This window comes from Nonomuraea sp. NPDC048892 (assembly GCF_040649735.1).
In the GTDB taxonomy this organism is placed as follows: domain Bacteria; phylum Actinomycetota; class Actinomycetes; order Streptosporangiales; family Streptosporangiaceae; genus Nonomuraea; species Nonomuraea maheshkhaliensis.
On record NZ_JBEZFZ010000002.1, the window covers coordinates 34660 to 56782 of the forward strand.

The 22123-nt window shown below is 70.6% G+C and carries 19 protein-coding genes; 14 read left to right on the forward strand and 5 right to left on the reverse strand.

Features of this window, described 5'->3' with window-relative positions; genetic code table 11:
- Nucleotide 1 precedes the first annotated feature (1 nt).
- The 3 genes from AB0C28_RS05675 to AB0C28_RS05685 are packed head-to-tail and all read left to right on the forward strand — an operon-like array spanning nucleotide 2 to nucleotide 2768.
- The gene (locus tag AB0C28_RS05675) at nucleotides 2-553 is read left to right on the forward strand and encodes a hypothetical protein (RefSeq protein WP_358073204.1); all 552 of its coding nucleotides are present in this window, start codon (nucleotides 2-4) and stop codon (nucleotides 551-553) included.
- Complete coding sequence (locus AB0C28_RS05680) at nucleotides 550-1242, forward strand: response regulator transcription factor (protein WP_346114700.1); 693 nt, start codon at nucleotides 550-552, stop codon at nucleotides 1240-1242. The genes AB0C28_RS05675 and AB0C28_RS05680 overlap by 4 nt, the downstream gene beginning before the upstream one ends.
- Nucleotides 1239-2768, forward strand: coding sequence for a HAMP domain-containing sensor histidine kinase (locus tag AB0C28_RS05685; RefSeq protein ID WP_358073205.1), 1530 nt, complete (start codon nucleotides 1239-1241; stop codon nucleotides 2766-2768). Before AB0C28_RS05680 ends, AB0C28_RS05685 begins: the two co-directional genes overlap by 4 nt.
- On the opposite strand, the gene AB0C28_RS05690 is transcribed toward AB0C28_RS05685, so the two are convergent.
- On the reverse strand, nucleotides 2753-4132 hold the full coding sequence (locus tag AB0C28_RS05690) for an FG-GAP and VCBS repeat-containing protein (RefSeq protein ID WP_357840891.1): 1380 nt from the start codon (nucleotides 4130-4132) through the stop codon (nucleotides 2753-2755). The genes AB0C28_RS05685 and AB0C28_RS05690 overlap by 16 nt on opposite strands.
- Before the next feature lie 224 nt (nucleotides 4133-4356).
- Here AB0C28_RS05690 and AB0C28_RS05695 point away from each other — a divergent pair, with 224 nt between their 5' ends.
- Nucleotides 4357-5586: a cytochrome P450 gene (locus tag AB0C28_RS05695; RefSeq protein ID WP_357840894.1), complete on the forward strand. Its 1230-nt coding sequence runs from the start codon at nucleotides 4357-4359 to the stop codon at nucleotides 5584-5586.
- Between the two features lie 23 nt (nucleotides 5587-5609).
- On the opposite strand, the gene AB0C28_RS05700 is transcribed toward AB0C28_RS05695, so the two are convergent.
- From AB0C28_RS05700 to AB0C28_RS05710, 3 genes are all read right to left on the reverse strand, one after another.
- Nucleotides 5610-6284: an SDR family NAD(P)-dependent oxidoreductase gene (locus AB0C28_RS05700; RefSeq protein ID WP_358073206.1), complete on the reverse strand. Its 675-nt coding sequence runs from the start codon at nucleotides 6282-6284 to the stop codon at nucleotides 5610-5612.
- Nucleotides 6285-6464: 180 nt separating this feature from the next.
- Nucleotides 6465-7949, reverse strand: coding sequence for an MFS transporter (locus AB0C28_RS05705; RefSeq protein WP_357840899.1), 1485 nt, complete (start codon nucleotides 7947-7949; stop codon nucleotides 6465-6467).
- Nucleotides 7950-8075: 126 nt separating this feature from the next.
- The gene (locus AB0C28_RS05710; RefSeq protein ID WP_357840902.1) at nucleotides 8076-8672 is read right to left on the reverse strand and encodes a TetR/AcrR family transcriptional regulator; all 597 of its coding nucleotides are present in this window, start codon (nucleotides 8670-8672) and stop codon (nucleotides 8076-8078) included.
- 196 nt (nucleotides 8673-8868) lie between these two features.
- Here AB0C28_RS05710 and AB0C28_RS05715 point away from each other — a divergent pair, with 196 nt between their 5' ends.
- From AB0C28_RS05715 to AB0C28_RS05745, 7 genes are all read left to right on the forward strand, one after another.
- Nucleotides 8869-9918: a LacI family DNA-binding transcriptional regulator gene (locus tag AB0C28_RS05715; RefSeq protein WP_357840905.1), complete on the forward strand. Its 1050-nt coding sequence runs from the start codon at nucleotides 8869-8871 to the stop codon at nucleotides 9916-9918.
- A gap of 215 nt (nucleotides 9919-10133) precedes the next feature.
- Nucleotides 10134-11483 (forward strand): extracellular solute-binding protein, encoded by a 1350-nt coding sequence (locus AB0C28_RS05720; RefSeq protein WP_357840908.1) that lies wholly within the window; start codon nucleotides 10134-10136, stop codon nucleotides 11481-11483.
- Complete coding sequence (locus AB0C28_RS05725) at nucleotides 11480-12379, forward strand: sugar ABC transporter permease (RefSeq protein WP_357840910.1); 900 nt, start codon at nucleotides 11480-11482, stop codon at nucleotides 12377-12379. Before AB0C28_RS05720 ends, AB0C28_RS05725 begins: the two co-directional genes overlap by 4 nt.
- Nucleotide 12380: 1 nt before the next feature.
- Nucleotides 12381-13355 (forward strand): carbohydrate ABC transporter permease, encoded by a 975-nt coding sequence (locus tag AB0C28_RS05730; RefSeq protein WP_357840913.1) that lies wholly within the window; start codon nucleotides 12381-12383, stop codon nucleotides 13353-13355.
- 36 nt (nucleotides 13356-13391) lie between these two features.
- Entirely contained in the window at nucleotides 13392-15908 is a 2517-nt protein-coding gene (locus tag AB0C28_RS05735) for a CBM35 domain-containing protein (RefSeq protein ID WP_357840916.1), read from the forward strand.
- A gap of 152 nt (nucleotides 15909-16060) precedes the next feature.
- Nucleotides 16061-17683 carry a glycoside hydrolase family 13 protein gene (locus tag AB0C28_RS05740; protein WP_358073207.1) on the forward strand — a complete coding sequence of 541 codons (1623 nt, stop codon included), beginning with the start codon at nucleotides 16061-16063 and terminating at the stop codon, nucleotides 17681-17683.
- Nucleotides 17684-17793: 110 nt separating this feature from the next.
- Nucleotides 17794-19260 carry a SulP family inorganic anion transporter gene (locus AB0C28_RS05745; RefSeq protein ID WP_357843055.1) on the forward strand — a complete coding sequence of 489 codons (1467 nt, stop codon included), beginning with the start codon at nucleotides 17794-17796 and terminating at the stop codon, nucleotides 19258-19260.
- A 62-nt stretch (nucleotides 19261-19322) separates the two neighbouring features.
- Here AB0C28_RS05745 and AB0C28_RS05750 read toward each other — a convergent pair whose 3' ends face one another.
- A complete protein-coding gene (locus AB0C28_RS05750; protein ID WP_357840922.1) occupies nucleotides 19323-19973 on the reverse strand; it encodes a biliverdin-producing heme oxygenase in 651 nt (216 codons plus the stop codon).
- A 474-nt stretch (nucleotides 19974-20447) separates the two neighbouring features.
- On the opposite strand from AB0C28_RS05750, the gene AB0C28_RS05755 reads away from it, so the two are divergent.
- Genes AB0C28_RS05755 through AB0C28_RS05765 form a run of 3 tightly spaced genes read left to right on the forward strand, consistent with a single transcriptional unit; the run spans nucleotide 20448 to nucleotide 22017 of the window.
- Nucleotides 20448-21254 (forward strand): STAS domain-containing protein, encoded by an 807-nt coding sequence (locus tag AB0C28_RS05755; protein ID WP_357840925.1) that lies wholly within the window; start codon nucleotides 20448-20450, stop codon nucleotides 21252-21254.
- Nucleotides 21254-21619 (forward strand): STAS domain-containing protein, encoded by a 366-nt coding sequence (locus AB0C28_RS05760; RefSeq protein WP_357840928.1) that lies wholly within the window; start codon nucleotides 21254-21256, stop codon nucleotides 21617-21619. The genes AB0C28_RS05755 and AB0C28_RS05760 overlap by 1 nt, the downstream gene beginning before the upstream one ends.
- Entirely contained in the window at nucleotides 21616-22017 is a 402-nt protein-coding gene (locus AB0C28_RS05765; RefSeq protein ID WP_357840931.1) for an anti-sigma regulatory factor, read from the forward strand. The genes AB0C28_RS05760 and AB0C28_RS05765 overlap by 4 nt, the downstream gene beginning before the upstream one ends.
- Nucleotides 22018-22123: the final 106 nt, after the last annotated feature.

Sequence of the window (22123 nt, forward strand, 5' to 3'; positions counted from 1 at the left end):
CATGTCCCACCTGGACTCCTCGCCGTTCCCCGGCGACCTGCGGGAGGAGCTCGCCGTCCGGCCCGTCAGGGGCCCGTCGAAGCTCACGATGGCGCTGGGCGCCGGGGTGGTGCTGGTGGCCGGGATCCTCGTCGGCATCCAGGCGCAGAACCTGTTCGGCTCCGCCGGCGCCGCGGCCCAGGCGGGCGCGCAGCGCTTCGGCGCGGGCCAGCCGGGCGCGGGCCAGCCTGGCTCAGGTCAGCCGGGCTCGGGCCAGCAGCCCGGCGGACGGCAGCGCATGGGCGGCGGTGGCGGGGGAGGCACCGCCGGCACCGTGGAGAAGGTCGAGGGCGGCAAGGTCTACGTCAAGACCGCGGACGGCGCCACCGTCACGGTGAACACCACCGACCAGACCACCGTGCGGATCTCCCAGCCGGCCAAGGTCACCGACCTCAAGCAGGGCAGCACGATCGTGGTACGCGGCCAGAAGGGCGCCGACGGAGCTGTCACCGCCGACTCGATCAGCGAGGGCGGCCAGGGCTTCCAGCGCCCCCAGGGAGGAGGCCCGCGATGAACGCACCCGAGGCCAGGCTGCTGGTGGTCGACGACGAACCCAACATCAGGGAGCTGTTCTCGGCCAGCCTGCGCATGGCCGGGTTCGAGGTGCTGACCGCCGCCGACGGCAAGGAGGCGCTGCGGGTGGCCGAGGAGAGCTCGCCCGACCTGGTGATGCTCGACGTGATGCTGCCCGACCTCGACGGCATGACCGTGGCAGGCCGGCTGCACTCGCGCGGCCGGCGGGTCCCGGTGCTGTTCGTGACCGCCAAGGACACGCCGGAGGACAGGATCGCCGGGCTGGGCCTCGGTGAGGACTACGTGACCAAGCCGTTCAGCCTGGAGGAGGTCATCGCCAGGATCAGGGCCGTGCTGCGCAGAACGCGGCGCGGCACGCCGCCGCCGAACCGGATCCGGGTCGCCGACCTGGAGCTGGACGAGGAGACCCACGAGGCGTGGCGCGACGGCGTCCCCGTACGGCTGTCGCCGACGGAGTTCAGGCTGCTGCGGTACTTCATGCTCAACACCGGCCGGGTGCTGTCGAAGACCCAGATCCTCGACCATGTCTGGAACGGCGACTGGCGCACCGACGTCGGTCTCGTGGAGTCGTACGTGTCGTACCTGCGCCGCAAGGTCGACACCGGCGACCGCAAATACCTGCACACGCTGCGCGGGGTCGGCTACATCCTGCGCCCGCCGCGCCTATGAGCAAGCAGTCGTCCGCGCACCCGCGCCCTGGCAAGCGGTCGTCCGCGCACATGCGGCTCAGGAGACAGCTCTCCCGGGCGCCGCTGTGGCTGCGGCTGGTGTCGGCGACCCTCCTGCTGGTCACCCTCGCCATCACGCTGACCGGCCTGTTCGCCGTACGGCTGCTGCGCAGTTACCTCGTCGAGCGCGTCGACCAGCAACTCCGCGTGGCCGCGCTGCCGCGGGACCCGCCCCCGCCGGCCGAACCGCGTCCCGACGGGCGCACACAGCGCTTCTTCGGCCTGTTCCACGGCGTCGTGCTCAGCCCGGGCGGCGACGTGGTCCGGATCATCAGCGAGTCCACCGAGACGAACACCCCCGACCTGCCCCGCCTCACCGCCGCCGACGTGCTCGCCATGCGGGGACGCCCGTTCACGGTGGAGTCGCGCGGCGCGGACGGCCCCAGCTGGCGGGTCGTCGCCGTGCCGACGCGCGGCGGCCTGACCCGGATGACGGCCATCAGCCTCGGCGACGTGGACGCCACGGTCTCCCAGCTCGTCCTGATCGTGGCGGCGGCCGGCGGCGGCACGCTGGTCGTGCTCGGGTTCGCCTGCTTCTGGCTGGTACGCAGGAGCCTGCGCCCGCTGGGCGAGATCGCGCGTACCGCGAAGGACATCGCCGGCGGCGACCTGTCGCGCCGCGTGCCGCTCTGGGCCGGCACCACCGAGGTCGGCAAGCTCGGCCGCTCGCTCAACGCCATGCTGGCCCAGATCGAGGTGGCGGCGCGCGAGCGGGAGGAGGCCGCCGAGTCGGCGCGCGCGTCCGCCACCGCCGCCAGGCGTTCCGAGGAGGTGATGCGCCGGTTCATGGCCGACGCCTCGCACGAGCTGCGCACGCCGCTGACCTCGATCAGGGGGTTCGCGGAGCTGTTCCGGCTGGGGGAGGAGAAGGAGCTGGCCGAGGCGGTACGGCTGCTCGGCCGCATCGAGGGGCAGGCGGCCCGGATGGGGCTGCTGGTGGAGGACATGCTGCTGCTGGCCCGGCTCGACCAGCGGCGCGAACTGGCGACCGGGCCCGTTGACCTGCTCAGCCTGGCCGCCACCGCCGTGATCGACGCCCAGACGCTCGCCCCCGACCGGAGGATCGAGCTGGTCCGGCTCTTCGGCGGCGAGGGCGACGTCGTCGTGACCGGCGACGAGCCGCGCCTGGCCCAGGTGATCAACAACCTCGTCGCCAACGCGCTCACCCACACCCCGCCCGGCACCGCGTTCCAGGTGCGCGTGGGCGTGGACGGCGACCGGGCCGTGGTGGAGGTGGCCGACGAGGGGCCCGGGTTCGCGGAGGAGGTGGCGGAGCGGGTGTTCGAACGCTTCTACCGGGCGGATCCGGCGCGTGCGGCGGGCGGGTCGGGGCTGGGGCTGTCGATCGCGGCCACGCTGGTGGAGGCGCACGGCGGGATCGTCGTCGCCGAGAGCGAACCAGGCAAGGGCGCCCTGTTCCGGATCATCCTGCCCGCACGCGGCGGTGCATCTCAGCCGAAAGCGTAGCCGTACAGGCCGGTGCCCTCGCTGAGCGGGCGTACCTTGCCCAGCTCCAGCCCGGACCGGCGCCGTCCGGGAGCGTACATGACGAGCCCCTGATCCGGCGCCGCCACCACCAGCCCGTCCAGCGCGGGCCTCTTGGCCGACAACGACCGGTACCGCTCCCAGCCCGGCAGGGCGGTCACCTGGGCGCCGAAGTCCCGCCCCTTGCCCTTCACCAGCAGGTTCCCCACCCGCGTCAGCCCGCCCGCCGACCGCCCGGCCAGCACCTGGACGGCCTTCTCACCCGGCACGCCGATGGCCAGCTCGTCGTTGCCGTCGCCGTTGAAGTCCCCGGCGGCCAGCGACGCCCCGAACCGGTCGTAGTAGCGCGGCTTGCCGTCGAGCGAGTTCTGCGACCACGCCTCGGTCCTGTCGGTCCTGAGCCCGCCGGACGAGCCGTACAGCACGTCCACCGTGCCGTCGCCGTAGTCCATCGCCCGCTGGTTGGCGCTCAGCCCCTCGCCGGGCACGCCGATGGCCAGGTCGTCCTCGCCGTCGCCGTTGAAGTCGCCGGTCGCGAGGGCGGTCCCGAAGTTGTCCCACTTCTCGGAGGCTCCCTTGATCCCCGGCGTGCTCTGCGTCAGCAGCCGGGCCCGCCGGCCGCGCACGTCGATCACGGTGGCCGAGCCCTGCCCGTCCATCGTCACGCTGTCGGCCGGCGCCCCGACCACCAGCTCGTCCCTTCCGTCACCGTCGAAGTCCCCGGTCGCCAGCGACGCGCCCCACTGGTCGGTGACGGCCGCCGCCTGCCGTACCCACGACGTCTTCTGCGTGATCTGGTACGGCTTGCGGCCCTTCATCCAGTACACGGTCACCGCCCCGCCCGACCGATGGCTCGGCGCGCCCACGACCAGCTCGTCCTTGCCGTCCCCGTCAAGGTCGCCCGCCGCCAGCGCCGCCCCGAACCGGTCGCTGGACGGCTTCGCCAAGGCCAGCTCCGCGCCGGCCACGAGCCCGCCGGGGGAGCCGTCGAAGATCTGCACGACCCCGTTGCCGTCGCCGCCCGGCACCCGCTCGCCCACGAACTCCTCCGACACCCCCACCGCCAGGTCGGCACACCGGTCGCCGTTGAAGTCCCCGACGGCCAGCGCGGACCCGAACGAGTCACCCGGCTCGGCGCCTTCCTGGGTGAGCTTCACCTTCTCCCCGGAGCCGTACATGACGGTCACCGAGCCGGCCCTGGCGGAGTCGTACGGGGCGGCCACGGCGAGATCGGGACGGCCGTCGCCGTCGAAGTCGAGCGGATGGCCGCCGCAGACACGGGTGGTGGCCGGGGAGACGCCTGAGGCGAGGGGAAGAATCAGACAGGCAGCGAGCAGAGCATTCATACCGGAAGTAATGACCAGTCAGCTCGAACCACGTCTGAACAGCACGAGAACGGCCCAAGAGACCCGGATGCACATCCCATTCCTCGGTCCGCGGACGAATCTCCACCTCGCCCCTGAGGCCTCGTGGCTCCTTGATCACCACATCCGTGCCGGGCCGGCACTTGTGGCCGGGTCGCCCGGTTCTACGGGCCTTTCGAGGCCCGGGAACGTGCCAGGATAGACGGGTGGACATCGACCTCGCGGATCTGAACTTCTGGCGGAAGAGCCTCAAGGAGCGTAATGAGGCGTTCGCCCAGCTTCGGCAGTTGGAGCATCCGGTGTTCTTCCCGGAGAAGAAGGTGCCGTTCCTCCGTTCCGGCAAGGGTTTCTACGCCCTCGTCCGGCACGCGGACGTGATCGAGGCCAGCCGCAACGCCAAGATCTTCTCCAGCGAGCCTGCCGTCACCAACCCCGAGCCGCCCGGCTGGGTGAAGCAGGTGTTCGGCGAGTCGATGGTCAACATGGACGACCCCCGCCACGCCCGCCTGCGCCGCATCGTCACCCGTTCGTTCAGCCCCAAGATGCTGGCCGGCCTGCAGAGCGACATCGAGACGGCGTGCACGCGCATCGTCGACGACGCGATCAAGGACGGGCCGGGCGACTTCGTCACGCAGGTGGCGGCCCGGCTGCCCATCCATGTCATCTGCGACATGCTCGACATCCCGCAGGAGCTGCGGGAGCAGGTGCACAAGCACGTCGACATCTCCACCGCCTACACCGGCGTGCGCCCCAGCCTGGCCCGCAGCGTGCAGATGGCCGGCCAGAACATGCTGGCCCTGCTCGCTCTGCAGCGCATGGTCATCAAGCTCGGCCACGAGCGCATCGCCGAGCCCAAGGGCGACCTGGTCTCGCTGCTGGTCAACGCCAACCCCGACGGGGAGAAGCTCACCGACAAGGAGCTCGGCTCGTTCTTCGCCCTGCTGCTGGTCGCGGGCAACGAGACGGCCAGAAACACGATGGCCCACGGCATCAGGCTGCTCACCGAAAACCCGGCGCAGCGCGAGCTGCTCATGAGCGACTTCGACGCCCACATCAACAACACCATCGAGGAGATGGTCCGCTATGTGTCGCCCATCATGCAGTTCCGGCGCACGGTCACCGAGGACTACTCGCTGCGCGGCCTGGAGCTGAAGAAGGACGACAAGGTCGTGCTCTTCTACGGCTCCGCCAACCGGGACGAGTCGGTCTTCCCCGACCCCGACACGTTCGACATCACCCGCGAGACCAAGCCCCACGTCGGCTTCGGCGGCCCAGGGCCCCACTTCTGCCTCGGCGCCAACCTGGCCAGGCAGGAGATGCGCACGATGTTCCGCGAACTGCTCACCCGCCTGCCCGGCATCCGCTCGGTCGGCGAGCCCGAGCTCCTGCTGTCCAACTTCGACAACAGCGTCCGCAGCCAGCCCTACGCCTTCTGAGCCGAATCTCGCTGGTGGGGTGATCACCAGGGGACGGGCTCGCCGTGGCGGTCCAGGAACTGCAGGCCGGGCGCCCCGGTCTGCGCTTCGAGGACGTCCACGACGGCCGGGACGCTCTCCTCAGGATCGAGAGGCGCGTCCGGCCCGCCGAGCCGGGTCCGGTTGTGGCCGGGGTCGATGAGCAGCTTGGTGTGGCCGTCGTCGGCGTGGCGGGTCGCGTAGCTGCGCATCAACTGGTTGAGCGCGGCCTTGCTGGCCTTGTAGAGCTCGTAGCCGCCCTCGGTGTTGCGCGAGATCGAGCCCTGCTCGGACGACATGACCGCCACGGTCCCGCCTGGCTGGACGAGGTCGCGGAGCGCGGCGAGGGCACGTAGCGGGCTCAAGGTGTTGGTGATCATCACTTCGGTGAACATGCCGGTCGGCACCTCGTCGATCGTCAGATCGCCCCGGTCGATCGCGGCGTTCACGAAGAGCAGATCGAGCTCACGGCCGGAGAGGCGTTCCCGCAACGCGACCAGCTGTTCGGGGCTGGTCATCTCCAGAGTTTCACCTTCGATGCCGTCACCCCAGTCCGGAGCGCCCTCACGAACCGTGGCGACGACCTTCCATCCACGCCGAGCCAGCTCGTTGACAAGGACAAGGCCCAGCCCTCTGGAGGCGCCGATGACAAGGGCCTGGCGGGCGGAGGTGGTGGTCATGGTGTTCGCTCCTCACCATCATCTAGACGCAACGTTGTGTCTAGCCAACGTAGCACGCACCGCTGCGAGAACGCGCGGGGGCCAGGTCGCGGGCCAAGCCGAGGGTCTGCCATGGACTTGCCGAGGGCCTGCCGCAACCGGTCGAGGTTCGGCTGGTGGGTCTGCCGGGGGGTCGTGATCTCAGGAACGGCCGTCGCGGCCGTCGCTGTCGCGGTGGCCGTCACTGGCGCTGGACCTGCCGCTGTCAACGTCGTCGTCGTCATCGTCGGAGGCCAGGACGTTCGTTCTGATGGTGAAGAAGGTGATCAGGGCCGCTACGACCATCATCGCGGCGCTGATCAGCATGGCCATGCGGAAGCCCGCGTCGAACACCGACGGCTGCTCGAACGCGTCGCCCACCAGGCCGACCAGGGGCGGGACCGCGGCCACCGCCAGGAGGCTGCCGGTGCGGGCCACCGCGTTGTTGACGCCGCTGGCCGTGCCCGCGTAGCGCTCGTCGGCGGTGGCGAGGACGGTCGCGGTCAGCGGCGCGACCGTCGCCGACAGGCCGAGCCCGAACACGAACACCGCAGGGAGCACCTGGAACGGGTAGGACGCTCCGGGCCCGATCGTGCTCATCGCCAGGAACCCGCAGCCCGCCACCAGGATGCCGAGCGTCATGGGCCAGCGCGGGCCCAGGCGTTTGGCCAGCTCGCCGGCCCGGGCCGACAGCAGCATCATCAGGATCGTGGTCGGCAGCATCGACAGCCCGGCGGCGATGGGCGAGAACCCGGAGACCACCTGGAGCTGCACCACCAGCAGGAAGAACACCACGCCCATGGCCGCGTACATGATCAGCGTCACCACGTTGACGGCGGTGAAGACGCGGTCGCGGAACATCCCCACCGGGACCAGCGCGTCAGGCGACCTGCGGATCTCGACCACCACGAACGCCGCCCCGGCCGCCGCCCCCGCCAGCAGCGGCAGCCACGCGCCTTTCCCGATCAGCCCGTAGGTGATCCCGGCCAGCGCCAGCGCCGCCAGCGCCGCGCCGAGCACGTCGAAGCGCCCGGCCGCCTGCTCGTCCCTGCTCTCCGGCACGTGCCGCAGAGTGACGAAGACGATCAGCGCCGCGAACGGCAGGTTGATCAGGAACGCCCACCGCCATCCGGCCGTCTGCACCAGCCAGCCGCCCAGCAGCGGCCCGATCGCGCTGGCCACGCCGCCGAGCCCGGACCACACCCCCACGGCCCTCGGCCGGTCGTGCCGGACGAACGACGCCTGGATGATCGCCAGCGACCCCGGCGTCAGCAGCGCCCCGCCGATGCCCTGGAGGGCGCGGGCGGCGATGAGGAACTCGATGTTCGGCGCCAGCCCGCACAGGGCGGAGGCGACCGCGAACCAGACGGTGCCGATCAGGAAGACGGTGCGCCGACCGTAGCGGTCGCCGAGCGAGCCGCCGAGCAGGATGAGCCCCGCGAGCGTGAGCGTGTAGGCGTTGATCGTCCACTGCAGGCCGGCCATGCCCGCGTCGAGCTCGCGGCCCAGGAAGGGCAGCGCCACGTTGACCACGGTGCTGTCGAGCAGCGCCAGACCGGACCCGAGCACGGTCGTGCCGAGGATCCACCGGCCGCGCGCCGACTTGAGCTCGACGTGGTCGTGCGACGCGTCCAGGTGGTTGGTCATACGGCCCATCCTGTCACCGGCCCCTGACACTTCCACCGCAGGCCCGGTCCCGCCTGATCGCTCCGATGACGACGAGTGGCGGGGCCGGCCGCCGGGGCGGGGGAGTCGTGGCGCCGGCGGCCGGGGTCAGTCGCTGGCCAGGGCACGGAGGACGAACTCCGACACCACGGCGCCGGCCGCCTCGACCGTCACGTCGCCCCTGATCAGCGGGAGCCGCTCGGCGCCGATGACGGCCAGGATCATCCGGGCCGTGGCGGGGACGTCGAGCACCCGGAAGTCGCCGGCCTCGATGCCGCTCTCCAGGATCCCGGCCAGGATCCGCTGCATGGGCGCGACGTGCTCGGCCAGCCGCTGGTACGCGTCGGGCCCCAGGGCGGCGCTGAGGTCGGCCGCGCCCGGATGCGGATGGGCCAGCAGCCCCGCCAATTGCAGCCGGACGAACACCCGCAGCCGGTCGGCGGGCCCGGCCCCGGCGGGCATCTCCTGCTCGTAGGCGTCGATGAAGTATTGGGTCACCCGCTCGGTGAACGCCAGCAGCAGCGCCGCCTTGTCGGGGAAGTAGTTGTAGAGAACCGTGCGGGTGATGCCGGCCTCGCTCGCCACGTCGGTCATGGAGATGGCGTCGATGCCCTGCACTCTCGACAGGCGCGAGACGGCCTGGAGGATCCTGTCGCGCGTCTGGGCGCGGTGCTCGCCGATGGTGGCGGCCTGGATGCGGGGCATGCGTCAATCGTAGGCCGGGCGCGCGCCGACGTTCCCGGCAACATGGTCTTTCTGTCGGCGGGGGAGCGAGAGAGAAGCGCCGCTGAAGCCGATCCGCGTCGTGCCGTGCCGGGCCTGCCTCGCCGGTCGTAAAGCGACTGTCGATTTCTTGCGTTACTCATTTCCATTTTTGCGGCAACGGTTGTAACATCGCCTCATGCCGAGACGACTCTCCGACGTGGCCGCCTTCGCCGGGGTCAGTGTGGCCACCGTCAGCCGGGTGCTGCACGACAAGCCGGGCATCGCCCAGGCCACCCGTGACTCGGTGCTCACCGCGCTCGACGTCTTCGGCTACGAGCGCCCGCAGAAGCTGCGCAACCAGCGCGCACCGCTGATCGGGCTCGTGCTGCCCGAGCTGCAAAACCCGATCTTCCCCGCCATGGCCGAGCTGGTCGTCACCGAGCTGATCAGGCACAACCTGCTACCCGTCCTGTGCACGCGCACCGCCGACGGGCTGCCGGAGGCGCACTACGTGCAGATGTTGCTGGCCCAGAACGTCGGCGGCATCGTCTTCATCGGCAGCAGCTACGCCGACGCCGGAGCGGCGCAGGTCAAGGAGTTGCGCGCGCGGAAGCTGCCGATCGTGCTGATCAACGCGGCCGACGAGAACCTCGACGTACCCCGGGTGTGCGTGGACGACGGGGTCGCCGTGCGGCAGGCGCTCGGCCATCTGCGTGCTCTCGGGCACGAGCGCATCGGGCTGATCCTAGGGCCGGTCGGGCACGTCCCGTCCGCGCGCAAGCTCGCCGCCTTCGCCGAAGAGGCCGCTGAGCGCGAGGAGGGGACGCAGGGGGTGCGCGGCCGCTGGTCAGGCGAGCGTGGTGAGCCGGGGTGGCGCGCGCTCGTGGCGCACACGATCTTCACCATGGAGGGCGGCGCCACCGCCGCCGCGCGCCTGGTGGGCGAGGGTGCCACGGCGCTGGTGTGCGCCAGTGACGCGCTCGCGCTCGGCGCCGTCAAGTCCGTACGCAAGCAGGGCCTGCGCGTGCCGGCCGACGTGTCCGTGGTCGGGTTCGACGATTCGAGCCTGATGAGCGTCACGGACCCGCCCCTGACCACCGTGCGCCAGCCCATCGCGGCCATGGGCGGCGCGGCGGTCGCCGCGCTGATGTCGCAGATCAACGGCCATGTGGTGCCTGTCGACGAGGTGCTGTTCGACCCCGAGCTGATCGTGCGGGGATCCACGGGGATGTGTCCCGCCCGCTAGCCCAGAGCCGCTGTCAGTAAATTTCATATCACAGCAAGATTCTTGCGGCACGCTATGGACATCCGGCGAGCGCGGTCCTACGGTTCTGGCAACACCTCGGCGCCCGGAAACCTCCAGGCGACATGCCGGTCATCACCACGTGACACCAGCGCGTCCCGCTGGCGATCCGGGCTGCCCTGGTGCGGAAGTTCCCCCCACGGAAGGGATCGCTAGGGATGAAGCGCGGCAGAGCCCTCGGGCTGTCACTGGCCGTCTGCGCGACGCTGGCCTGCGCGGCATGCGGCGGCGGGGCTCCGGAGCAGGAGCCGGCGGGCGGTCCCGTGACCATCACGGTGAACGGCCTGCCTCCGGCCACCGACGAGTACAACCGGGCCGTCTTCGAGGAGAACGTCAAGGCGTTCGAGGCCCGCTACCCGGACTACCGGATCGAGGCCAAGGAGGGTTTCATGGACCCTCAGACGTTCAGCGCCAAGATCGCCGGCGGCCAGCTCGAAGACGTCTTCTACGTCTACCTCACCGACGCCCAGAACCTCATCGCCAGGCGCCAGGTCTCCGACGTCAGCCCGTACCTCGCGGACTTCCCCGTCACCAAAGACTACAAGCCGGGCCTGATGAAGGTCTTCTCCGACGACAAGGGCAAGCTGTACGGGCTGCCCGACGACAACTACTCCCTCGGCCTGCTCTACAACCGCGCCCTGTACAAGAAGGCCGGCCTCGACCCCGACAAGCCCCCGCTCACCTGGGAAGAGGTCCGCGAGAACGCCAAGAAGCTGACGGCGCTCGGCGGCGGCGTCGTCGGCTACGGCGACTACAGCAAGTCCAACACCGGCGGCTGGCACTTCACCGCCGAGATCTACTCCGTCGGCGGCGACGTCGCCGTCAAGGACGCCACCGGCGCCTGGAAGCCCGCCTTCAACAGCGACCAGGGCCGCCAGGTGCTGCGCCAGCTCAAGGACATGCGCTGGACCGACGACACGATGGGGCAGCGGCAACTGCTGGAGTACGACGACCTGGTCAAGCTCATGGCCTCGCACAAACTGGGCCAGATGATCGGCTCGACCGGCGACCTGACCAACACCGTCACCCGGTTCAAGTCCACGTACGACGACTTCGGCATGGGCCCGATCCCCGGCGGCCAGGGCACGCTCGGCGGCGGCTCCGGCTACATGTTCAAGGCCGGGCTCAGCCCGGAGCAGATCAAGGCGGGCCTGGCCTGGCTGACGTTCAGAAAGAACCCCGACCGCATCGACGCCGACAACGCGCGGGCCGCCGCCAAGGGCCTGCCTGTCGGCCTGCCCGAGCCGAACGTGTGGACCGGCGACTCCGAGCGCAAGCAGCGTGAGGCGACCGAGAAGCACGCCACCGTCCCCACGAAGAACTTCGCGCCGTTCGCCGAGGCGCTCGGCCGCGTCCCGGTCAAGCTGGAGCCGCCGAACGCGCAGCAGATCTACGCCGTGCTCGACACCGCCATGCAGAAGGTCCTCACCGACGAGAACGCCGACGTCGATGCGCTGCTGGCGAACGCCGAGAAGCAGGTCGGCCAGATCCTGGCCGCGGTCAAGTGACGGCCGTCCCCGCGCACCGCGGCCGCCGGAGGGGGGCCTGGCTGCGCCGCAACCTGCACGCCTGGGCCTTCCTGGCGGCCGGCGTCGCGTGCTTCGCCCTGTTCTCGTGGTACCCGCTGGTCAGGGGGATCGTCCTCAGCTTCCAGCAGGTCAACTTCGTCACCGACGCGGTCTGGGTGGGCTGGGACAACTTCCGCGCCCTGTTCGACGACCCGCTGTTCTTCACCGCCTGGGCCAACACGCTGGAGTTCACCGGGCTGGCGCTGCTGTTCGGGTACGCGGTGCCGTTCGTGGTGGCCATCGTGATCAACGAGTTCCGGCACCTCAAGGGCTTCTTCAGGATCGCCGTCTACACCCCGGTCATGCTGCCGCCGATCGTCAGCGTGCTGCTCTGGCAGTACTTCTACGACCCGGGCAACGGCCTGTTCAACTCGATCCTGACCGGTATCGGCCTGCCCGCCTCCGACTGGACGCAGTCGCCGAAGATGGCCATGATCTCCCTGGTCCTCGTCTCGACCTGGGCGAACATGGGCGGCGCCACGATCATGTACCTGGCCGCCCTGGCCACCATCCCGAGCGAACTGTACGAGGCCGCCGAGCTCGACGGCGCGGGCGTCCGGCAGCGCGTCAGGCACGTCGTGCTGCCGCAGATGCGCTTCATCCTGCTGGTGCTGCTCCTGCTGCAGATCGTGGCGACCATGCAGGTCTTCATCGAGCCGTACCAGCTGACCGGCACCACCAACCCGGACACGATCACGGTGCTGGTGCTCGTCTACCGCTACGCCTTCACCGTCAACAACGACTTCGGCCTGGCCGCCGCGATGAGTGTGCTGCTGTTCGTGGTGCTGGGCGCGTTCTCGGCCGCGTACCTGCGCCTGACCCGCGACAAGGACTGAGATGACCCTCACCACCGTGCGCCCGGCCGCCGTCGCCGGGCCGCCGCCAGGCCGGTCGCGGCGCGCCCGCGGTCGCCGGCGGGCGCGGCGCGAGCCCGCCGCCAGGACGTTGATCTCCGAGGCCGACCTCAACCGGGGCCACCGCCGCGTCCTCTACTGGGCCGCGCTGACGGCGATGGCCGCGCTGTTCCTGCTGATCTTCATCTTCCCCCTGTACTGGATGATCACCGGAGCCATGAAGGCGCCCGCCGAGCTGGCCGAGCCGGTGCCCACGCTGGTGCCGCGCGCGTGGCACCCCGAGACGTTCGCCGTCGCGTGGGAGCGGCTGGACCTGGGCAGGTTCCTGCTCAACACCGCCTTCTACACGGCCGGCGTCTGGCTCGTCACCCTCGTGGTGGACGTGGCGGCGGCGTACGCGCTGTCACGCCTTCGGCCCGTGCTCGGCAAGCTGGTGCTGGGCCTGATCCTGGCCAGCCTCATGCTCCCGGCCGACGCGCTGCTCGTGCCGAAATACCTGGCCGTGGTGGACGTGCCGATCTTCGGCGTCAACCTGGTCGACTCGCCGTGGGCGCTGTGGCTGCCGGCCGCGGCCAACGCCTTCAACATCTACGTGCTCAAGCGCTTCTTCGACCGGATCCCCGGCGAGCTGCTGGAGGCGGCGGCCATCGACGGGGCCGGGCGGCTGCGCACCCTGTGGAGCGTCGTGCTGCCGCTGTCGCGGCCGGTGCTCGCCGTCGTGTCGATCTTCGCGATCATCGGCTCGTGGAAGGACTTCCTCTGGCCGCTGCTGGTGCTGCGCGACCCTCAGGCGCAGACGCTCAGCGTGGCGCTGAGCCGGCTGGCCATGACGGGGTACGTGCCCCAGAACGAGATGTTCGCCGCGCTCGCCATCGCCTCCATCCCCATGATCGTCATCTTCATGATCTTCCAGCGCGGCATACTCAACGGCCTGTCGGCCGGCGCGCTCAAGGGCTGATCCACCCCTCACCCCGAGTAAGGAGCCCGGTCCGCCATGCCCGAAAACAGGCTGCCAGAAAACACGCTGCCAGAGAACACGCTGTCCGGAAGCACGCTCAGAACCCTGTTGCTCGCCCTCCTCCCCGCCATCGCCCTCGCCTTCGTGGCCCTTCCCGCCGCACAGGCCGCCACCCGCACCTACCAGGCCGAATCGGCCGCCCTGTCCGGCGGCGCGGCCGTCAGCACCGAGCACGCTGGCTACACCGGCAGCGGTTTCGTGGCCGGCTACACCGACGGCAACAAGGGCCGCGCCGCCACCACGTTCACCGTCACCGCCGCCACCTCGGGCGCGGCCACCGTCGGCCTGCGCTACGCCAACGGCACCACCGCCACGATGTCCCTGTCCGTGTACGTCAACGGCGCCAAGATCCGCCAGATCTCCCTGCCCGCCGTCGGCGTCTGGAACACCTGGGCCACCAGGGACGAGACGTTCACTCTCAACGCCGGTCAGAACACCATCGCCTACCGCTTCGACGCCACCGACCTCGGCAACGTCAACCTGGACAGCATCACGGTCGCCGATCCGGTGGCGGCGCTGCCGTACGAGATGGAGAGCGCGTTCCTGTCCGGCGGCGCGAGCGTGGCCACCTCGATCGGCGGCTACGCGGGAACGGGCTATGCCACCGGGTTCACCACGCCCGGTGCCCGCGCCATCCGCACCGTGACCATGCCCGCCGCGGGCTCGGCCGCCACGACGCTGCGCTACGCCAACGCGACCGGCGGCGCCAGGACGCTCACCGCGTACGTCAACGGGCTCAAGGCCGGCCGCCTCACCCTGCCCGCCGGCTCCGGCTGGCTCACCCTCACCCATACGCTGACCCTGCGCGCGGGCCTCAACCTCATCGGCTACCAGTACGACAGCGGCGACACCGGCGGCGTCGCCCTCGACGGCATCACCGTCGCCGGCGCCGGCACCCTCGCCGCCAGGGGCGCCACCGTCCCCTACACCGAGTACGAGGCCGAGCAGGGCACGACGAACGCCTCCGTCATCGGCCCCGACCGCGCCTACCTCACCCAGGCCGCCGAGGCGTCGGGCCGCCGCGCCGTCAAGCTCGACGCCACCGGCGAGTACGTCCAGTTCACCCTGACCAGGCCGGCGAACTCGATCGTCGTGCGCCACATCGTCCCCGACAACGCGGCGGGAACCGGGATCACCGCCCCGCTGGCCCTGTACGCCGACGGCGTCAAGCTGCAGGACCTCACGCTGAGCTCTACCTACAGCTGGGTCTACGGCGCCTACCCGTACGGCAACGACCCGGCCGGCGGCAGCCCGCACCACTTCTTCGACGAGGCCCGCGCCCGCATCCCCGCCCAGCCCGCGGGCACGGTGCTGAAGCTGCAGAAGGACGCCTCGTCCAGCGCCGCCTACTATGTCATCGACCTGATCGACACCGAGCAGGTCGCCCCCGCGCTGCCCATGCCCGCCGACCACCTGTCCATCACCTCCTACGGCGCCGTCGCGAACGACGCCGGCGACGACACCGCCGCGATCGACGCCGCCATCGCGGCCGCCCGCGCCCAGGGCAAGGGCGTGTGGATCCCGCAGGGCACGTTCGTCATCGGCGCCCGGATCAACGTGGCCGGGGTCGCGGTACGCGGCGCGGGCCAGTGGTACAGCACCGTCCGCGGCACGAACGGCAAGGGCGGCTTCTTCGCCACCGGCTCAGGCGTGCAGATCGCCGATCTGACCATCGCCGGCGACGTCCGCTACCGCGACGACGCCGCCTTCGACACCGGCATCGAGGGGAACTTCGGCACCGGCTCCCTGGTGCACAACGTCTGGATGGAGCACGTCAAGGTCGGCATGTGGATCGACTCCGGCACCGACGGCCTGTACGTCGCCGGGGTGCGCATCCGCGACACGTTCGCCGACGGCGTCAACATCCACGCGAACGTCCGCGACACCCGCTTCGACCAGAGCGTCGTCCGTAACACCGGGGACGACGGGCTGGCCATGTTCTCGCAGGGCGCGGCGGTGACGAACTGCGCGTTCACCTTCAACACGGTCACGCTGCCGATGCTGGCCAACGCCGTCGGCGTCTACGGCGGCTCCGGCAACCGGGTCGAGGACAACCTGCTGTCCGACACCGTGACCGCCTCGGCCGGCATCGCGATCAGCACCCGTTTCGCGCCGGTGCCCTTCAGCGGCACGACCTCCGTCCGGCGCAACACGCTCACCAGGACCGGCGGGTACGAGCCCAACTGGGGAGCCCAGCTCGGCGGCCTGTGGATCTACGCCGACACGGCCGACATCACCGCGGCCGTCGTGGTCCAGGACGTCACCGTCAGCGACAGCCTCCACCAGGGGCTGCTGCTGAGCTGGCAGCGCACCATCTCGGGCCTCACCCTCGACAACGTCACCATCTCCGGCGCCGGCACGTACGGCATCGAGGCCGCCGCGGCCGGCAGCGCCACCGCGAGCGGCGTCAAGGTCACCGGGGCCGCGTCCGGCGGCCTGAACAACCTCACCGGCTACACCTTCGTCCGAGGTCAGGGCAACAGCGGCTGGTGACGGCCGCACCCCGGGGACATGCGGCCGGTGACGGCCGCACCCCGGCGGACATGTGGCCGGTGACGGCCGGACCCCCGGGGGGCATCTCGCGGGATGCCCCCTTTCTCCTCCTCTTCTCTGCTTCTCCTCCTCCGTTGACAGTCAGGAGCCACGTGTCCCATCCCCAGCCGTCCGTGCCGTCCGCCGCCTGGTGGCGTACCGCCGCGATCTACCAGATCTACGTGCGCAGCTTCGCCGACGGGAACGGAGACGGCGTCGGCGACCTCGCCGGGCTCCGGCAGCGCCTGCCCTACCTGCGCGACCTGGGCGTGGACGCCCTCTGGCTCACCCCGTGGTACGTCTCCCCGATGGCCGACGCGGGCTACGACGTGGCCGACTACCGCGACATCGACCCCGTCTTCGGCACGCTCGCCGAGGCCGAGCGGCTCATCGCCGACGTGCACGCCCATGGCCTGCGCCTGCTCGTCGACCTGGTGCCCAACCACTGCTCTGCGCGGCACCCCTGGTTCGTCGAGGCGCTGGCGGGCGGGCCGGCGCGGGAGCGGTTCTGGTTCCGGCCGGGACGGGGGCGCGACGGCGAGCTGCCGCCCAACGACTGGCGCTCCTACTTCGGCGGGCCGGCGTGGACGCGGGTCGCGGACGGGCAGTGGTATCTGCACCTGTTCGCCCCCGAGCAGCCGGACCTCAACTGGGAACATCCGGAGGTGCGCGGGGAGTTCGAGGACATCCTGCGCTTCTGGCTGGATCGCGGGGTGGACGGGTTTCGCGTGGACGTGGCGCACGGGCTGGTCAAGAAGGCCGGGCTGCCGGACGTGGGAGAGGACCCGGACCCGGCGGACCTGCCGTACCAGGACGTCGACGGCGTGCACGAGATCTACCGGTCGTGGCGGCGGGTCGCCGACTCCTATCCGGGTGAGCGGGTGTTCGTCGGCGAGGTGTGGCTGCCGACTCCTGCCCAGTACGCCCGCTACCTGCGGCCCGGCGAGCTGCACTCGGCGTTCAACTTCGAGTTCCTGTGCGGCGCCTGGGAGCCGGGCCCCGTCCGCGACGTGATCACCGCCACCCTGACCACGCACGAGAGCGTCGGCGCGCCGCCCACCTGGGTGCTGTCCAACCACGACACGATCCGCCACGTCACCCGCTACGGCCGCGCCGAGACGGCCTTCGACATGGGGAACAAGCGCCACGGCGCGCCCAGTGACCTGGAGCTGGGTGTGCGCAGGGCCCGTGCGGCCGCGCTGCTCACGCTGGCGCTGCCCGGCGGCGTCTACGTCTACCAGGGCGACGAGCTCGGGCTGGCCGAGGTGGAGGACCTGCCCGATGAGCTGCTGCAGGATCCCACGTGGGAACGCTCCAGCCACACCGACCGGGGCAGGGACGGCTGCCGGGTGCCGCTGCCCTGGTCGGGCGATGAGCACCCCTTCGGCTTCTCGCCGCCCGGCGCGGCCCGCGCTCCCTGGCTGCCGCAGCCCCTCACCTGGAAGGGCCTGACCGCCGCCGCCCAGGCGGCCGACCCCCGCTCGATGCTCTCCCTCTACCGGTCCGCGCTGGCGCTGCGCCGCGACCTGCTCGCCGGGCTGCCCCCGGCGCTGACATGGCTAGACACGGAGCCCGGCGTGGTGGCCTTCGCCAGGGAGGAGGGATTCGCCTGCTTCGTGAACTTCACCGGCGCTTCCGTGCCGCTGCCCGGCCACGTCCTGCTCGCCAGCGCGCCGGTCGAGGACGGGCTCCTGGCCCCGGACGGCTGCGCCTGGGTACGGCTCCCGCCGCGCTGACCCCCGCGCGGACCTGTACGGTAAAGTCGCCGGGGCTCTGAACAGGAGCGTTCGTCTCGCGCAGAAGGAACTTCTTGCCCAGCCCCGCACCCGCAGCAGTCCGCAAGCCCGTGTTCGCCCGCCCGGCCTGGCTCCACCCCAGGGTGGCCCGCACCGAGTTCCTGGCCGGGCTGGTCGTGGCCCTCGCCCTCATCCCCGAGGCGATCTCGTTCTCGATCATCGCCGGCGTCGATCCCAGCGTCGGCCTGTTCGCCTCCTTCACGATGGCGGTCGTCATCGCCGTCGCCGGCGGCCGCCCCGCGATGATCTCGGCGGCCACCGGCGCCATCGCCCTGGTGGTGGCGCCATTGGCGCGCGAGCACGGCTTCGGCTACCTGATCGCCACCGTCATCCTCGGCGGGCTCATCCAGATCGTGCTCGGGGCCCTCGGCGTGGCCAGGCTGATGCGGTTCGTCCCGCGCAGCGTGATGGTCGGCTTCGTCAACTCCCTCGCCATCCTGATCTTCATGGCGCAGGTGCCCGAGCTGATCGGCGTGCCGTGGGCGGTCTACCCGCTGCTGGCCGGCGGGCTGGCGCTGATGGTGTTCTTCCCGCGGCTGACCAGGGCCGTGCCCGCGCCGCTGGTGTCCATCGCCGCGCTCACCGCCATCACCGTCGGCGCGGGGCTGGCCGTCCCCACGGTCGGCGACCGCGGCACGCTGCCGTCGTCGCTGCCGGTGCCCGGGCTGCCCGACGTGCCCCTCACGCTGGACACGCTCACCCTGCTGGCCCCGTACGCGCTCGCCTTCGCCCTGGTCGGCCTGATGGAGTCGCTGATGACGGCCAAGCTCGTCGACGACATCACCGACACCCGCTCCAGCAAGACCCGCGAATCCATCGGCCAGGGCCTGGCCAACATCGTCACCGGCCTGTTCGGCGGCATGGGCGGCTGCGCCATGATCGGCCAGACCATGATCAACGTGAAGAACGGCGCCCGCACCCGCCTGTCCACGTTCACCGCCGGGGTCATGCTCATGGTGCTGTGCATCGTCTTCGGGCCGTGGGTGTCGCAGATCCCGATGGCCGCGCTGGTCGCGGTGATGGTGCTGGTCTCGTTCGGCACCTTCGACTGGCACTCCGTCGCCCCGGCCACGCTGCGGCGCATGCCCGCGGGCGAGATCACCGTCATGGTCGTCACCGTGGCCGTCGTGGTCGCCACGCACAACCTGGCGATCGGCGTCGTCGCCGGATCGCTGACCGGGCTGGTGATCTTCGCCCGCCGGGTCGCGCACCTCGCCCAGGTCTCGGCCGTCGTCGACCCCGACGGCGAGCAGGCCGTCTACGCCGTCACCGGACAGCTCTTCTTCGCCTCCACCGGCGACCTGGTCACCCGGTTCGACTACGCCGGCGACCCCGCACAGGTGGTCATCGACCTGTCGGGCGCGCACATCTGGGACGCCACCTCGGTCGCCGCGCTTGACGCCGTGCAGGCCAAGTACGCCGCCCGCGGCAAGAGCGTGCGGATCGTCGGCCTGAACGAGCCGAGCGCGGAGATGCACGCCAAGCTGTCCGGCGAATTGTCCGGAACAGCGCACTGACCCGCAGCCGCCGTCTGCGGCGGCCGGGCGGCAGCGCCGGCCAGGTGCGGCGGGCGGGTGGGTCAGGCGGCGGCTCTGGCCAGGTGGGCCAGGTCGCCCAGCACCTCGGTGTTGAGCTGGTAGGCCAGCTTGACCTCGCCGATCATCCGCTGTTGCTCCCGCTCCGCGAGCCCCGTGCCCAGCTCGTCGAGCCGGGAGCGGTATTCGGTCTTGAACCGCGGCAGGCTGCCCAGCTCGTCGAAGATGTAGAAGTCGACGCCGCCGCCCTTGGCGTACCCGTAGATCTTCTGCAGCTCCATCCGGATGAACTGCCCGCCCGAGAGGTCGCCCAGGTAACGGGTGTAGTGGTGGGCCACGTAGCCGGCCGGCCAGTCGGCCACCTGCTGGATGCGGGCCACGAGGGTGCGGGTCGACTTCGACGGGGTGATCCGCTCCCGCCAGCCGGAGCCGTAGATCGTCTCAAGGTCGCGCTCCAGCGCGGGCTCCCGGTAGAGCTCGGGAAAGACGAAGCGGCCGGCCACCGGGTGGTCGGCGAGTGCGCGCGAGACGCCGTCGAGCGCGGTGTAGGCGAAGTAGTGTTGAGCCACCATCTCGCCGTAGTCGTGCTCGCTCAGCCGCCCGGCCATCAACGCGGAGAGGTAACCTTCCGACTCGGCGGACTCGTGGTCGGCCCAGGTGGCGGTTCGCAGGGTCTCGGAGAACGACGCGGTCACGCGGCCCACCTCTCGTGCTGACGTTTCATGACGAAGTGTCACAAACGCCGGCATCCGGCGTCAAGCTGATGACGACACCATGTCAGCAAATCCTGCCTCTCCACTTCCGTACCCATGAACGGCGCCACCAAGAGCCGGGTTCCCGCGCCGACGCCCGGAGACCCTGTGTGATCGGCGTTCCGCCGGGCGCGGCAGCGGAAAAGCATTCGCCCGCCGCACTTATAGTGAAAGAGATCCCGTGCGCGGGAAATTAAGCGGCAAAACCTCCATTTGCCGGGGCATCCGGCAGCAAGAGATCGTTTTCGGTGGGCGTCATGAACGCGCTCCGGCCCGCACGGGCGTACACGGTCGGTGACACTGGAGAGCCCTCAATGGAGTGCCTGATGCCGATAATTCGCACTAGCATACGACCATTGCTGGCCGCCCCTAATGGAGTGATCCTTGTCCGTTCAAGCCGACACAGCCAGGCGACGCATGCAAGAACTGCTCAGGACCAATGAAGAGCAGGTCATCAGCCGCTGGGTCAAGATCGCCAAGGCGTCCTCGGAGGAGCTGTCGGAGCTCTACCGGGCGCTGCTCGCCGCACTCGACGCGGGCAAGAACGACTTCGCCGACGTCCGCGGACTGCTGGCCGAGCTCTCACGATCGCGGGCCCGCGCCGGCTTCGCGCCTTCCGACACGGCCAGGGCGGTGTTCGGGCTGAAGGAGGTCGTCTTCGAGCTCACCGAGGCCGATGCCGACTGGGCCGAGGCGGCCGGTGGGCTGGTCTGGTTCTCCCGGCTGATCGACGACCTGGGGCTCTACACGTTCGAGACGTACACCGACGCCCGCGAGAAGATCATTCTGGACCAGGCCGAGCAGCTGCTCGAACTGTCCACGCCGGTGGTCAAGATATGGGACGGCATCGTGGCGGTGCCGCTGATCGGCACCCTCGACTCCGCCCGCACCCAGGTCGTGATGGAGAAGCTGCTGCAGACGCTGGTCGACACCGGTGCCGAGCACGCGATCATCGACATCACCGGCGTCCCCGCCGTCGACACCCAGGTCGCCCAGCACCTGCTGAAGACGGTCGTCGCGGCTCGCCTGATGGGCGCGGAGTGCGTCATCTCCGGCATCCGCCCGCAGATCGCGCACACCCTCGTCACGCTCGGCGTCGAGTTCGGCGACATCGTGACGAAGGCGTCCCTGGCCGACGCGCTCGCGCACACCTTCAGGCGCGCGGGCATCGAAGTGGGCCGGGCGCGTCAGGCGCACGTCTCCATCCGGGCGGAGAACGCCTAGTGCAGCACGTTCCCGTACTCAAACTCGGTGACGTCCTCATCGTCTCCATCCAGATCGACCTGGAGGACCAGAGCGTGCTCGCCCTCCAGGAAGACCTCGCCGACGCCGTGGTGGAGCACGGCGCCAGGGGAGTGATCATCGACATCACCGCCGTGGAGATCGTCGACTCCTTCATCGGCCGGATGCTGGCCACGATCGCCGGAATGTGCCGCATGCTCGACGCGCAGACCGTGGTCGTCGGCATGCGGCCGGCCGTGGCCATCACGCTCGTCGAGCTCGGGCTGTCGCTGGGCGGCGTCCGTACCGCACTCAATCTGGAGAAGGGGGTCGCGCTGCTGGACCACATCCGGAGCGCGACGCCGTGAGCGGCGAGCGCGAGGTCGTCATCGCGAGCAGCGCCGACGTCGTCGCGGTGCGCCAGCTCGTACGGAGCGTCGCCATCGAGGTGGGCCTGTCCCTCGTCGATCAGACCAAGATCGTCACCGCGGCCAGCGAGCTGGCGCGCAACGCCCTGGTGTACGCAGGCGGCGGCGACGTGCGCATCCTGGTCGTCGAGAACGGCCCCAGACGCGGGCTCAAACTGGTCGTCACCGACGAGGGCCCCGGCATCCCCGACCTCGAACTGGCCCTGACCGACGGCTGGACCACCGGGAACGGCCTCGGGCTCGGGCTCAGCGGATCACGCCGGCTGGTCGACGAGTTCGACCTGCTGTCGGGGCCGGGGAAGGGCACGACCGTGACGGTGACCAAATGGGCCCGATGACACCGGACCCGGCGACCTGGGGCCCGGTGACCTGGGGCCCAGAAAAACGAGGCCCAGCGACACGGGGTGCGGTGACACGGGGCCCGGTGACCTGGGGTGTGGTGGC

Bases quoted from the DNA above. Each gene is read 5' to 3' on its own strand.
- AB0C28_RS05755 (WP_357840925.1), top strand. From the start codon at position 20,448: ATGCAAGAACTGCTCAGGACCAATGAAGAGCAGGTCATCAGCCGCTGG.
- AB0C28_RS05700 (WP_358073206.1), bottom strand. From the start codon at position 6,284: ATGACCACCACCTCCGCCCGCCAGGCCCTTGTCATCGGCGCCTCCAGA.
- AB0C28_RS05715 (WP_357840905.1), top strand. From the start codon at position 8,869: ATGCCGAGACGACTCTCCGACGTGGCCGCCTTCGCCGGGGTCAGTGTG.
- AB0C28_RS05735 (WP_357840916.1), top strand. From the start codon at position 13,392: ATGCCCGAAAACAGGCTGCCAGAAAACACGCTGCCAGAGAACACGCTG.
- AB0C28_RS05675 (WP_358073204.1), top strand. From the start codon at position 2: ATGTCCCACCTGGACTCCTCGCCGTTCCCCGGCGACCTGCGGGAGGAG.
- AB0C28_RS05690 (WP_357840891.1), bottom strand. From the start codon at position 4,132: ATGAATGCTCTGCTCGCTGCCTGTCTGATTCTTCCCCTCGCCTCAGGC.
- AB0C28_RS05705 (WP_357840899.1), bottom strand. From the start codon at position 7,949: ATGACCAACCACCTGGACGCGTCGCACGACCACGTCGAGCTCAAGTCG.
- AB0C28_RS05680 (WP_346114700.1), top strand. From the start codon at position 550: ATGAACGCACCCGAGGCCAGGCTGCTGGTGGTCGACGACGAACCCAAC.
- AB0C28_RS05710 (WP_357840902.1), bottom strand. From the start codon at position 8,672: ATGCCCCGCATCCAGGCCGCCACCATCGGCGAGCACCGCGCCCAGACG.
- AB0C28_RS05685 (WP_358073205.1), top strand. From the start codon at position 1,239: ATGAGCAAGCAGTCGTCCGCGCACCCGCGCCCTGGCAAGCGGTCGTCC.
- AB0C28_RS05720 (WP_357840908.1), top strand. From the start codon at position 10,134: ATGAAGCGCGGCAGAGCCCTCGGGCTGTCACTGGCCGTCTGCGCGACG.
- AB0C28_RS05730 (WP_357840913.1), top strand. From the start codon at position 12,381: ATGACCCTCACCACCGTGCGCCCGGCCGCCGTCGCCGGGCCGCCGCCA.